This window comes from Streptomyces daghestanicus, assembly GCF_020521275.1.
Classification (GTDB): Bacteria; Actinomycetota; Actinomycetes; order Streptomycetales; family Streptomycetaceae; genus Streptomyces; species Streptomyces griseoviridis.
This window is the reverse complement of the sequence record NZ_BNDX01000008.1, coordinates 1-12,759: the sequence shown is the minus strand read 5'-3', so window position 1 is coordinate 12,759 and position 12,759 is coordinate 1. Positions and strand designations below refer to the sequence as shown.

Here is a 12,759-nt window from a genome sequence, read left to right as displayed (position 1 = left end):
TTCACCGACGCACGTCGGCCAACGGTCGATGACCCGAGGCCGGTGAGGGCCTCGTGAAGGCCAGGCGCCCAGCCGGCCGGCACGTCCCAGGTATCGTCGACGTACCGCCATGGGGTGGCCCGGGGTATCTCGAAACCGGCTCCGAGCTGCGCGAACGTCTCGTTCTTCCGCGGCTGGACCAGGGTGAGCAGCGCCTGCTGGAAGCAACCGGGCCCGCGCCGGCGCGTGTTGCGGGCCCACCTGGTCCGGCAGGCTCCGCAGCAGCCGCACACACCCGGCGCTTCGCGGTCCAGCGGCACTACGAAGGTCCGTGGCGCGAGTTCTCCGTGCCGGGCGCAGCGAGCCCGTTGCGGACACCGGTGCGCCGTCCGGCCACGTGCCGGCCGGTCCCGGTCAGCGAGGCGGTGAGCCCAGTCGGGGCCGACGCGTGGCAGGTCGGCCTCGGTCGGAAAACCACTCGCGACCGGTGGCGCGGGTGGCTAGGCTCCCTTTCGTTCCCGCGGCCGTTCGCGTGCCGCTGCTGTCCGCTGTGCGTGATCTTGGAGGTGTCGACCGATGGCTGTCGCCGCGACGGGCGTTGCCCGCATCCGGAAGTTCGTCAAGTCCACCTCCGTGGCCGCCGGCTGACCTCACTCCTTCTTCCGTGCCCGTGGGCGCGGTGCCGGGGCCACCCTTGTGAAGGGTCACCCCTTGTCTTCCTCTTCTCTCCCGAGCCCGTCCGCCTCGCATCCGCTCCAGCCGTACGGCTGGGACGCGGGCTGGGAGGACGAGTTCGCCCCCTACGCCCCGCAGGGGCTCGTGCCCGGTCGGGTCGTCCGCGTCGACCGGGGCCGGTGCGACGTCGTCACACCGGGCGGCACCGTCCGGGCCGACACCGAGTTCGTCGTCCCCCGCGACCCGATGAAGGTCGTCTGCACGGGGGACTGGGTCGCCGTCGACCCCGAGGGCGGTGATCCGCGGTACGTGCGGACGCTGCTCCCGCGCCGCACGGCGTTCGTCCGGTCCACCTCCTCCAAGCGGTCCGAGGGGCAGATCCTCGCCGCCAACGTCGACCACGCCGTCGTGGCCGTCTCCCTCGCCGTCGAACTCGACCTCGCCCGCGTCGAGCGGTTCCTCGCACTGGCCTGGGAGTCCGGTGCGCAGCCCGCCGTCGTGCTCACCAAGGCCGACCTCGTGCCCGACCCGGTGACGCTGGCGCACCTCGTGCGGGACGTGGAGACCAGCGCGCCCGGCGTGCCGGTGCTCACCGTCAGCGCCACCCTCGGCGAGGGGCTGGACGTCCTCGAAGCCGTCGTCGGCAGGGGGACCGCCGTCCTGCTCGGGCAGTCCGGCGCCGGCAAGTCCACCCTCGCCAACGCCCTGCTCGGCGCGGACGTCATGGACGTCCGGGCGGCCCGGGACGTCGACGGCAAGGGGCGGCACACCACGACCACCCGCAACCTCCTCGCGCTGCCCGGCGGCGGCGTGCTGATCGACACCCCCGGCCTGCGGGGCGTCGGACTGTGGGACGCGGGCCACGGAGTCGGTCAGGTCTTCGCCGAGATCGAGGAGCTGGGCGCCGACTGCCGGTTCCACGACTGCGCCCACGAGAGCGAACCGGGCTGCGCGGTGCTCGCCGCCGTCGACACCGGTGAGCTGCCCGTGCGACGGCTGGAGAGCTACCGCAAACTGCTGCGGGAGAACCAGCGGATCGTCGCCAAGACCGACGCCCGGGTCCGGGCCGAACTGCGCAAGGAGTACAAGCGCCGGGGCGCCCTGGGCCGGGCCGCCATGGAGGCCAAGCGGGGGCACCTCGGCTAGCCGCCACCTGGACGCCGTGTCCGATTTCCGCCAGCCGGAGCCGTCCGGCTGACGGAGACTGGACGGCATGGAGGACGACGACAGCAGGTACGAGGCGGTGCGCAGCCGGGACGGACGGTTCGACGGCGCGTTCTTCTTCGGCGTGACGACGACCGGCGTGTACTGCCGGCCCAGCTGCCCCGCCCGTACGCCGCTCCGCCGCAACGTGCGGTTCTTCCCGACGGCCGCCGCCGCGCAGGGCTCCGGGTTCCGGGCCTGCCGGCGGTGCCGTCCGGACGCCGTGCCCGGCTCGGCCCAGTGGGACGTGCGCGCCGACGTCGTCGGCCGGGCCGTACGGCTGATCGGCGACGGCGTCGTCGACCGCGAGGGTGTCACCGGGCTCGCCGCCCGCCTCGGCTACAGCGCCCGGCAGGTGCAGCGGCAGCTCACCGCCGAGCTGGGCGCAGGACCGGTCGCCCTGGCCCGCGCCCAGCGCGCGCACACCGCGCGCGTCCTGCTCCAGACCACCGGGATGCCGGTCACCGAGGTGGCCTTCGCGGCCGGCTTCGCCAGCGTCCGCCAGTTCAACGACACCGTCCGCGCGGTCTACGCCGACACCCCGAGCGCGCTGCGCGCCGCCGCCCCCGCCCGGGACCGGGCGGCCGCCGCCGCGGCCGGCGCGATACCGCTGCGGCTCGCCCACCGGGGCCCCTACCGGGCCGGCCCCGTCTTCGACCTGCTCGCGCGGGAGGCCGTCGCCGGCGTGGAGGAGGTGAGCGGTCCTCCCGGCCGCCGCGTCTACCGGCGCACCCTCCGGCTGCCCTACGGCACCGGTGTCGCCGCCGTCGACGAGCGGACCGGCGCGCCGCGCTCCGGCAGCGGCGGCTGGCTCGACGCGCGGCTGCGCCTCACCGACCCGCGCGACCTGACCAGCGCCGTCCGCCGGCTGCGGCGTCTGTTCGACCTCGACGCCGACCCGTACGCCGTCGACGAACGGCTCGGTGCCGACCCCCGCCTCGCCCCGCTGGTCGCCGCCCGCCCCGGGCTGCGCTCCCCGGGCGCCGTCGACCCCGAGGAACTGGCGGTCCGGGCGGTGACCGGCCGCCGCGAGGCGGAACGGCTGGTCCGGGCGTACGGCAAGCGGCTCGACGCGCCCTGCGGCGGGCTCACCCACCTGTTCCCCGAACCGGCCGCGCTCGCCGGGGCCGAACCGGACGGCCCCGCCGGGCCGCTCGCCGCCGCGCTCGCCGACGGCGCCGTACGCCTCGACCCCGGCGCCGACCGGGACGAGGCGTGCCGCGCCCTGCGCGCGCTGCCCGGCCTGGACCCTGCCGTCATCGCCACCGTCCGCACCCGTGCCCTGGGCGACCCGGACGTCGCCCCGCCCGGCCTCGACACACCCGGCACCTGGCGCCCCTGGCGCTCGTACGCCCTGAACCACCTGCGCGCAGCAGGAGAGTCGGAGTAGCTCATGGACACCCTCACGTACTGGACCGAGATCGGCAGCCCGCTCGGGCCGCTGCTGCTCACCGCCGCCACCGACGGGGCGCTGACCTCGCTGTCCGTGCCCGGCCAGAAGGGCGGGAGGACCGTCCAGGACGGCGTGGGCCGGTCCGATCCCGGTCCCTTCCGGGAGGCCGCCGAGCAGCTCGCCGCGTACTTCGCCGGGGAACTGACCGAGTTCCGGCTGCCGCTGCGCGCCGAGGGCACCGCCTTCCGGACGGCGGTCTGGGAGGCCCTGGACGCGGTCCCCTACGGGACGACCACCACCTACGGGGCGATCGCGGCCCGCGTCGGCGCCTCCCGGGCCGCCGTACGGGCCGTCGGGGGCGCGATCGGCGCCAACCCGCTGCTGATCCTGCGCCCCTGCCACCGGGTGATCGGCGCCGACGGCTCGCTGACCGGGTACGCGGGCGGACTGGAGCGCAAGACGCGGCTGCTGACCCTGGAGGGGGTGCTCGCAGGGGCCGGACCGCTGGGGGATCAGCCCGCGACCACCGCGCCCAGCCAGGCCCCGGTGATCAGCAGGCAGGCGAACAGCTCGGTCAGCACGCTCCAGCCGCCCGAGCGCATCGCCGACCGCAGCGCCGCGACCGCGTCGCCGTGACGGCCCAGGCGGTGCCGTTCGGCCAGGTAGACGCCGGCGAGGAAGCCGGGGACGGCGCCCACCACGGGAAGCAGCACGAAACCGAGGAGGGCGCCGCAGCCGCCGTACACCGTCAGCCGGCCCTCGGAGTCCGTGGCCCGCAGCCGGTGGGACGGCAGGGCCCAGCGCACCGCCAGGGACAGCAGCAGCACGGCCGTCGCGCCCACCAGCACCGCCCAGGCCAGCGGCCGGGGGTCCTTCAGCGCCCACCACAGCACCGCCGCCCACACCAGCCAGGACCCCGGCATCCCGGGCAGCAGGACACCGCACAGTCCCAGCAGGACGACCAGTCCTACCAGCAGGAGGTCCACCGCTCCCATCCGACCAGGGTGCCCCGGGCGGCGGGCCGCCGCCTCCGCAGACCGCGCCCGGCTCACCGGTCCCGTGCGACCCAGCCCCGCTCGTAGGCGTGCCAGCCCAGTTGCAGCCGCGTGGTCACCCCGGTCAGCTCCATCAGCCGCTTCACCCGGCGCTGCACGGTACGCAGCCCCAGGTCGAGCTGTTTGGCGACGCTCGCGTCGGTCAGCCCGGCCAGCAGCAGGGAGAGGATCTCCAGGTCGGTGGCGTCGGGGCCGTCCGGGGCGTCCTCGCTCACCCCGCGGCTGCCGAGCCGCAGCGGCAGGGCCTCCCGCCACACCGTCTCGAACAGGCCGGTGAGCAGTTCCAGCAGACCGCTGGCGTGCACCACCAGCGCGGCCGGTTCGGCGGAGCGGGCGGTGAGCGGTACGAGGGCGAGGGTGCCGTCGGCGACCACCAGTTTGGTCGGTACCCGGTCCACCACGCGTACCTGCTCGCCGCGGTCGAGCGCCGCCGTCAGCTCCGTGATGCCGTCCGGCCGGTCCAGTACCGCCCGCTCCACCACCGCCCGGTAGCGGACGCCGCGCGCGGTCGCCTCCTCCTCCGCGTGGTTCTCCATGCCGGTGACGGCCACCGGGGAGCCCGTGACCAGCGCGCACACCTCCTCGGCCGCGCCGAGCTGGAGCTGGAGGAAGCGCCGGGTGACCGCCGCCGCGCCGGTCACCACCTCCACCAGGTCGTGCACCGCGGGCTCGCCCGCCGCCGCCCGGTACTCCTCCGCCAGCAGCGCGGCGGCCAGCTCCGCCCGTTCCAGTTCGTGCCGGTGCTGGGTGAGCAGCGCGCCCAGCGCCACGCCGGGCGGCGCCGCGACCCAGCGGCCCGGCCGGCCGGGCGACTGGGCCGCCAGACCGTTCTGCTCCAGCCGCCGCAGCGCCCGCTCGGTGTCCTGCTCGCCGAGCGCCAGCCGCCGGGCCAGCTCGGGCACGTCGGCGGCGCCCACGGACACCAGGACGCGGTACGCCGACTCCTGAGCCTCCTCCAGCCCCAGCACTCCCAGCATCAGACGCCGTCCCTCCCCTGGACCCAGCCTCCGGGCCGCCCGCCGTGGCGGAAAACGGCCACGGCGCAAACCCGCCTGCGCACATCATCGCCGTACCGCCCGGCACTCTGCCAAGGTGACCTGCGGCGACGCGTTCGCCGCCCGTGCCGTCGCCGGGCGGTTCTCCCGTGGGGGGTGGGACCGCCCGGCGGCTTCCAGGGCGCCGGATTTCGCGGACGCGCCGTTTCCAACCGGCCCGCGCGGTGGACAATCGGAGGCATGAGTCAGCAGGGGGCACGTCCCAACGGCCGGGAGGACGACTGGTGGCGGGAACTCTACGACGACGCCCGCGACGACACGGGGGGCACGGCGGCGGCCGACTCCCTGGACGACCGGTTCGCTTCGGCGACGGGGGCGCTGGACGGGGACCCGTTCGCCTCGGAGACGGAGACGGAGACGGAGACGGAGACGGGGACGGGGACGGCGGACGCCGGCCGGCCCGGTCCCGGGGCGCCGGAAGCGGACCGGTACGCCCCGGGGGCCGGGGCACCGGACGCCCGACCCGACCGCCGCGATACCCCCGACCGGCCTCCCCGACCCGACCGGCGCGCCCCCGGCGGCCCGGTGTCCGTGCCCCCGCCCCTCGATCCGCCCCGCACACCCCCTGATCCGACCGGCCGGGAGAGCGCCGGCCCACGGCCTCCCGCCCCGCGCACCGGCTCACCGGAATCCGCCGCCCCGCCCCGCCCCGTCCCACCGCCGAGCCCGGTCACTCCTCCACCGCCCGCCCCGCTCGCACCACCGCCCCCCGCCTCGCCCCCGCCTCCGCTCCCCGCCGACTGGCCCCCGGCCGACCCCGGCGCCGTGAGCCCCGCCCCGCTCCATCGCCCCGCCCCCGCGGATCACGCCGGCTCCGGGCCTCCCGCCTACGACGCCGAGCCCGTCGCCCTGCCGGCCGCCGATCCCGACGCCCTGGACGACCTGGTGCCGGACACGGTGCTGGACGGCGCCCGGTACGGGTCCTGCACCCTGCGCGCCCTCTCCGCGCGCGGCGACTCCGCCCGCTTCCGCGGCGAACCGCGGCGTGACGCGCTGCTCACCGCCCGGTTCGGCACGGGCGACGACGCCCTGGTCCTGGTCGCGATGGCCACCGGCGCCCGCGCCGCCGCCGGTGCGCACCGCGCCGCCGCCGAGGTCTGCCGCTGGATCGGCCGGGCCGTGGGCCGCGACCACCTCCGGCTCGTCGAGGACCTGCGCGCCGCCCGCCGCGGCGACCTCAAGTCCGGCCTGCACCGCCTCACCGACCGCAGCCTCGGCCGGCTCCGCGCCAGCGCCGCCGAACAGGGCCTGGCGCCCGAGGAGTACACGGCCGGACTGCGCTGCCTGCTGCTCCCCGCCGACCCCCGCTGCCGTACCCGGGTGTTCTTCGGGGTCGGCGCGGGCGGCCTGTTCCGGCTGCGGGACGGCGCCTGGCAGGACCTGGAGCCCCGGCCCGCCGGCGTCACCGGCGCCCCCGTGGCCGGCTTCGGCCCGCCGCCGGCCGGGACACCGGACGGCGACCGGCTCACCCTGGACCTCGGCGTCACCGCGCCGGCGAACCCGCACCCGCACCCGCACCCGGGCCCGGACCCGCGCCCTTCCGCCGGGCCGCCCCGCGAACCCTTCCGGTTCCGTGCCTCCCTCGCCCGCCCGGGTGATGTCCTGCTGCTGTGCACCGCCGGACTCGCGGACCCCCTGCGGGACGAGCCCGGACTGCGCGGGCTGCTCGCCGGGCGCTGGGCCGGCCGTACCCCGCCCGGTCTCACCGCCTTCCTCGGCGACACCCGGACCCGGGCCGAGGGGCACGCCGACGACCGCACGGCCGCCGCAGTATGGGAGGCATGAGCCGGGCGTTCGTGCGTACATGGACAGCATGGCCAAACAGAACGTCGCAGAGCTGTTCGTCGACACCCTCGTCCGCGCCGGAGTGGAGCGCCTCTACGGCGTCGTCGGCGACAGTCTCAACCCGGTCGTGGACGCCGTGCGCCGCCATTCCGGCATCGACTGGGTGCATGTGCGGCACGAGGAGACCGCCGCCTTCGCGGCCGGCGCCGAGGCGCAGATCACCGGCAGGCTGACGGCCTGCGCCGGCTCCTGCGGCCCCGGCAACCTGCACCTGATCAACGGCCTGTACGACGCCCACCGCTCCATGGCCCCCGTCCTCGCCCTGGCCTCGCACATCCCCTCCAGCGAGATCGGCCTCGGCTACTTCCAGGAGACCCACCCCGACCACCTCTTCCGCGAGTGCAGCCACTACTGCGAGATGGTCTCCAGCCCGCAGCAGATGCCCCGCCTGCTGGACACCGCCATCCAGAACGCCGTCGGCCGCTCCGGCGTCAGCGTCGTCACCCTGCCCGGCGACATCGCCGGCGCGCCCGCGCCGGAGGGCGCCACCGAGACCGCGCTGGTCACCGCCCGGCCGTCGGTCCGTCCCGGCGACGAGGTCATCGACCGCCTGGTGAAGCTGATCGACGACGCCGACAAGGTCACCCTCTTCTGCGGCAGCGGCACGGCGGGCGCGCACGCCGAGGTGATGGAGTTCGCCGGCAAGATCAAGAGCCCGGTCGGCCACGCCCTGCGCGGCAAGGAGTGGATCCAGTACGACAACCCGTACGACGTCGGCATGAGCGGTCTGCTCGGGTACGGCGCCGCCTACGAGGCCACCCACGAGTGCGACCTGCTGATCCTGCTCGGCACGGACTTCCCGTACAACGCCTTCCTGCCCGACGACGTGAAGATCGCCCAGATCGACGTCCGTCCGGAGCACCTGGGCCGCCGCTCCAAGCTCGACCTCGCGGTGTGGGGCGACGCCAAGGAGACGCTGCGCTGTCTGATCCCGCGGGTGAAGGAGAAGAAGAACCGCAAGTTCCTCGACCGCATGCTGAAGAAGCACGCGGACGCCCTGGAGGGCGTGGTCAAGGCGTACACCCGCAAGGTCGAGAAGCACACGCCGATCCACCCGGAGTACGTCGCCTCGGTGCTGGACGAGATCGCCGCCGACGACGCCGTCTTCACCGTCGACACCGGCATGTGCAACGTCTGGGCGGCCCGGTACATCTCGCCCAACGGACGGCGGCGGATCATCGGCTCGTTCTCGCACGGGTCGATGGCCAACGCGCTGCCGATGGCCATCGGCGCCCAGTTCACCGACCGGAAGCGGCAGGTCGTCGCCATGTCGGGGGACGGCGGCTTCTCCATGCTGATGGGCGACTTCCTCACCCTCGTCCAGTACGACCTGCCGGTGAAGGTCGTGCTGTTCGACAACTCCTCGCTCGGCATGGTCGAGTTGGAGATGCTGGTCGCCGGGCTCCCCTCGCACGGCACCGCCAACACCAACCCCGACTTCGCCGCCGTCGCCGAGGCGTGCGGCGCCTACGGGGTGCGGGTGGAGAAGCCCAAGGACCTCGCGGGCGCCCTGAAGGCGGCGTTCAGGCACAAGGGCCCGGCCCTCGTCGACGTCGTCACCGACCCCAACGCCCTGTCGATCCCGCCGAAGATCAGCGCCGACATGGTGACCGGATTCGCCCTCTCCGCCTCCAAGATCGTGCTGGACGGCGGGGTCGGCCGCATGCTCCAGATGGCCCGCTCCAACCTGCGCAACATGCCCCGCCCGTAAGGCACCCGCGGCCGCCGCGCAAGCCCGGGTGTTCGGCCATTTCCGTGGCCGAACACCCGGCCCCCGGGGTATCCGGACGACTGCCCGGCTCCGGACGGGGCATGGACTCCCGTGAACGTGTTCGAGCGCGAGGACATACGGGGAATCCGGCACCGGCACGCGAGTGGGGGACATGGCAATGCGGGTACACGGGGGAGGCGCCGCCACGGCGGGCGTCCGCCCGGTGGGCGAAGCGGTGGAGGAGAAGGCCGACGACAGCATGGACGCGGCGCCTCAGCTCAGGCGCAGGCTCCGGCGCTCCGATCTGGGGGCGGTGTCCGAGGCACGCCGGGCGCTGCGTGAACTGCTGCGGCACCGGGAGTGGCCCGGCGGGTCGGAGGTCGCGGAGCTGCTCGCCAGCGAACTGGTCACCAACGCGCTGGTGCACACCGACCACGACGCGGTCCTGACGGCCGTCGTGGGACCCCGGGCGCTGCGGGTGGAGGTGCGGGACCTCGTCTCCCTGCGTCCCCGGCCGCGCGCCGTGGACGCCGCCGACAGCACGCACGGCCGGGGCCTGATGCTGGTGCAGTCCCTGGCCGACGCCTGGGGCGTCCGGGCGCACGCCGTGGGCAAGTCCGTCTGGTTCGAGCTGGAGGCGGGCACCGCCTGACCGCGCGCCCGCCACGGGAACGGAACGCGACAGGGGCGCGGCCCGCGGGCCGCGCCCCTGTCCACCCGGCTGCCTCCGGCGGTCAGCCGAACTGCTGCTCGAGGTCCTTGAGCTTGCGCTCCAGGGAGTCCAGACGCGGCAGCGCCTGGGTGTCGTCCTCCGCGGTGAGGTCCACGGTGACCGGGTCACCCGCGCCGCGCGCGGGCTGCAGCGAGGGAAGACGGCGGCGTGCGGGCAGCGGCTCCGGAGCCCCTATGGCAGGCTCCGCGGCGGTCTGGTCGGAGCCGCGCTCCACGGCCTGCACCTCGACCTCCACCTGGCGTCCCCCACGCCCCGGGAAGCTGCGGTGACCGCGGCTGATGGCCTTCAACTGCGCCCGCTCCATGCGCTCGTGCTCGCGCCGGCGCTGCTTCGCCTCGTCCTTCTTGCGCTTGTCGTCGCGCACCTCCTCGACCGCCTCGTCCAGGCTGCGCACGCCCTCCAGGAGCATCAGCGACCAGGCGCGGTACGTCTCCCGGGGAGCGCGCAGCCAGCGGACGATACGGATCTGCGGCAGCGGACGCGGCACCAGGCCCTGCTCGCGCAGCGCGGCCCGGCGGGTCTGCTTCAGCGCCCGGTCGAACAGCACGGCCGCCGACAGGGACATGCCCGCGAAGAAGTGCGGGGCGCCCGCGTGGCCGATGCCCCGGGGCGCGTGCACCCAGTTGAACCAGGCCGCGGCGAGGGCGAACGTCCACACCAGTATGCGGGAGCCGAGCGCCGCGTCACCGTGGCTGGCCTCGCGCACCGCGAGGACGGAGCAGAACATCGCCGCCCCGTCCAGGCCGAACGGCACCAGGTACTGCCAGCCGTCCGTCAGGCCGAGGTTCTGCTCGCCGAACCCGACCAGACCGTGGAAGGAGAGGGCCGCGGCGACGGCGGCACAGCAGAAGAGGAGGATGTAGGAGAACGTTCCGTACAGGGCCTCCTTGCGCCTGCGGCGCTCCTCGGCACGCTCCCACGAGTCGTCCGCGCTCGTGTCCTTCCCCGAGGAGCGCTTGCCGCGCGCGAGCACCGCCACCGCCGCCAGCACGCCCAGGAGCAGCACGGCGCCCGGAAGCAGCCAGTTCAGCGATATGTCGGTCAGTCTCATCTAGGGGTCCCTTGCATTGGGATAGGGCGTAACGCCCGCCATAGTGGCCCAATCCCGCCTGCCCTCAGGGGTTTTCGGGGCAAGAGGCCGCCAAGGGAGTGCGCGGGGACGGTCCGGGGCGGCGCTCTGCTCGAACTAGCGCTTGGGGCGCGGGATTTGAGTTCGAACAAGGATACCCGTACGGGTGGTTCCGTGGAAACTTGCGGCGCCCCATGGGGAAGGTGTGAATCGGTGGTGACGGTACGGGGGCCGCCCGCGCGGATGATCTTACGGGGTCCCGCGGGGCGCGGTGGCCCACGGCCCCGGTCGAACGCCGACCCCGCCGCGTCAGCCCGCCTGGGCGAGGAGCCGGCCGACGCGGTCCGCCTCGGGGACGCGCGGGCAGGCCGCGCAGATCTGCTCGGGGCGCAGCGTGTAGAACATGCAGCAGCTCGCCCGGTCCCGGGTGGGCAGCTTCTCCCCGTCCGGCCCGGTCAGCTCCCGGAACGCCGCGGTGCCGACGTAGGGCCGGGTCGCCCCCGGCAGCAGCAGCTCCAGCTCGCGGCGGGCGCGCTCCGGCTCCTCCTCGCCCAGCAGATGGGCGACGTACCACAGGCCCTCCACGACCTCGTCGGTCGCCATGCCCCACAAGGCCCGCCCGCGCCGGCGCATCCGGGGGCCGAATCCGGCCAGTACCGGTGTCAGGTGGTCCGCGACGGCGGCGCGCAGCTCGGCGCGGAGCGCCTCCTCGTCCGCGACGACCCGGGCGCCCGGCAGCGCGGCGGCCGGATCGCCGGGCAGACAGGCGAAGCCGTCGACCCGCACGGCCAGGCGGCCCAGCGGCAGCCCGGCGGCCGCGCGGTCGTAGGCGACGTGGGCCGCGGGCAGCCGGGGGACGCGGCGGTGCAGGAACCAGGGGACCGTGAACAGCAGGCAGGCGGGCCAGGCGTAGCGGTGCAGCCCGAAGGTCGCGATCACGTCCGGCCGCGCCCGCTGCCCGTAGTCCCGGGCCACCTGGGCCTCGTCCCAGGCCAGGAACGCCTCCAGGGCGGTTCCGCCCTCGGCGAGCGCGGTGGCCGGCACCCAGCCGCCGCCGTCGGGCAGCGCCTCGTCGGCGGTCAGCTCGGTGACGGCCAGCGAGGGCAGCACCTCGCGCAGGCGGGCGTAGGAGTCCGTGACGGACGAACGGGGCACGGGCACGCGGAACCACCGATCCGGTCGGTCGAGAGGTAAGCCTCACCTTACCGAACATTCTCCGGATTTGAACTGACGCGATGTGCGCCTAGGGTGCTTGACGGACGAGTAACAACCCGTCGTAATGACCCCAAGTACCGACACGTCCCCAGGAGGACTGCGTGGACCCCGTGGACCCCGTGAGGGAGGGCACGCGGAGCGGTGGCTCCGCCGGGACGGGGACGCCCGCCGTACGGACCGCGCCGACGGTTCCGGCGCCCGTACGCGGAGAGCACACCCACGCCGGACCCGCGCCGCGGCGCGCCCGGACCCTGGTGCGGCGGTCCTCCGTGCGCGGGCAGGTCCTGGACGCGCTGCGCACCGCGCTGGTCGCGGGGGAGCTGCGGCCCGGCGAGGTCTACTCGGCGCCGGCGCTCGGCGAGCGGTTCGGGGTCTCGGCCACGCCCGTCCGGGAGGCGATGCAGCAGCTCGCGCAGGAGGGCGCCGTCGAGGTGGTGCCTAACCGGGGGTTCCGGGTCGTCGAGCGGGGCGCCCGCGAGCTGGCCGAACTGGCCGAGATACGGGCGCTGATCGAGGTCCCCGTCCTGCTGCGGCTCGCCCGCACGGTCCCCGCCGAACGCTGGGCCGAGCTGCGCCCGCTGGCCGAGGCGACCGTCCGGGCCGCCGCCGCGGGCAGCCGCGCCACCTACGCCGAGGCCGACCGGGCCTTCCACCGGGCGGTGCTGGCGCTGGCCGGCAACGAGCAGCTCGTCCGGATCGCCGACGACCTGCACCGCCGGGCCCAGTGGCCGCCGGCCGGCGGCCCCGCCGGGCGCGGCCGGGCCGACCTGGTCGCGGACGCCCGTGAGCACACCGCGCTGCTGGACGCGCTGACCGCCGCCGACCA

At 75.4% G+C, this 12,759-nt stretch carries 10 protein-coding genes and 2 pseudogenes; 7 read left to right on the top strand and 5 right to left on the bottom strand.

The features are described from left to right. Positions 1-32 precede the first annotated feature (32 nt). Positions 33-242: pseudogene (locus Sdagh_RS09560) on the bottom strand (transposase family protein); the annotation flags it as partial. Between the two features lie 448 nt (positions 243-690). On the opposite strand from Sdagh_RS09560, the gene rsgA reads away from it, so the two are divergent. The 3 genes and pseudogenes from rsgA to Sdagh_RS09545 form a co-directional block, all read left to right on the top strand. Beyond that, on the top strand, positions 691-1,800 hold the full coding sequence (gene rsgA, locus Sdagh_RS09555; RefSeq protein WP_189423505.1) for a ribosome small subunit-dependent GTPase A: 1,110 nt from the start codon (positions 691-693) through the stop codon (positions 1,798-1,800). A 67-nt stretch (positions 1,801-1,867) separates the two neighbouring features. Then, the gene (locus Sdagh_RS09550; protein WP_190077729.1) at positions 1,868-3,247 is read left to right on the top strand and encodes a bifunctional transcriptional activator/DNA repair enzyme AdaA; all 1,380 of its coding nucleotides are present in this window, start codon (positions 1,868-1,870) and stop codon (positions 3,245-3,247) included. Positions 3,248-3,250: 3 nt separating this feature from the next. Continuing rightward, positions 3,251-3,739: pseudogene (locus Sdagh_RS09545) on the top strand (methylated-DNA--[protein]-cysteine S-methyltransferase); the annotation flags it as partial. A 23-nt stretch (positions 3,740-3,762) separates the two neighbouring features. On the opposite strand, the gene Sdagh_RS09540 reads toward Sdagh_RS09545, so the two are convergent. After that, positions 3,763-4,245, bottom strand: a complete 483-nt coding sequence (locus tag Sdagh_RS09540) for a DUF456 domain-containing protein (RefSeq protein WP_226534964.1) — start codon at positions 4,243-4,245, stop codon at positions 3,763-3,765. A 53-nt stretch (positions 4,246-4,298) separates the two neighbouring features. Beyond that, positions 4,299-5,282 (bottom strand): helix-turn-helix domain-containing protein, encoded by a 984-nt coding sequence (locus tag Sdagh_RS09535; RefSeq protein WP_190011216.1) that lies wholly within the window; start codon positions 5,280-5,282, stop codon positions 4,299-4,301. A 258-nt stretch (positions 5,283-5,540) separates the two neighbouring features. On the opposite strand from Sdagh_RS09535, the gene Sdagh_RS09530 reads away from it, so the two are divergent. The 3 genes from Sdagh_RS09530 (at position 5,541) to Sdagh_RS09520 (ending at position 9,568) form a co-directional block, all read left to right on the top strand. Further along, a complete protein-coding gene (locus tag Sdagh_RS09530; protein WP_190077728.1) occupies positions 5,541-7,145 on the top strand; it encodes a protein phosphatase 2C domain-containing protein in 1,605 nt (534 codons plus the stop codon). Between the two features lie 28 nt (positions 7,146-7,173). Continuing rightward, on the top strand, positions 7,174-8,916 hold the full coding sequence (locus Sdagh_RS09525) for a pyruvate dehydrogenase (RefSeq protein WP_189423516.1): 1,743 nt from the start codon (positions 7,174-7,176) through the stop codon (positions 8,914-8,916). Between the two features lie 235 nt (positions 8,917-9,151). Continuing rightward, positions 9,152-9,568 carry an ATP-binding protein gene (locus tag Sdagh_RS09520; protein ID WP_226535304.1) on the top strand — a complete coding sequence of 139 codons (417 nt, stop codon included), beginning with the start codon at positions 9,152-9,154 and terminating at the stop codon, positions 9,566-9,568. 82 nt (positions 9,569-9,650) lie between these two features. Here the strand turns inward: Sdagh_RS09520 and Sdagh_RS09515 are convergent, their stop codons facing one another. Continuing rightward, positions 9,651-10,700: a DUF2637 domain-containing protein gene (locus Sdagh_RS09515; RefSeq protein WP_189423518.1), complete on the bottom strand. Its 1,050-nt coding sequence runs from the start codon at positions 10,698-10,700 to the stop codon at positions 9,651-9,653. A gap of 327 nt (positions 10,701-11,027) precedes the next feature. Continuing rightward, entirely contained in the window at positions 11,028-11,879 is an 852-nt protein-coding gene (locus Sdagh_RS09510) for a (2Fe-2S)-binding protein (RefSeq protein WP_190011214.1), read from the bottom strand. A gap of 155 nt (positions 11,880-12,034) precedes the next feature. Here Sdagh_RS09510 and Sdagh_RS09505 point away from each other — a divergent pair. Continuing rightward, a partial coding sequence (locus tag Sdagh_RS09505) for a GntR family transcriptional regulator (protein WP_372478432.1) occupies positions 12,035-12,759 on the top strand: 725 nt, incomplete at its 3' end.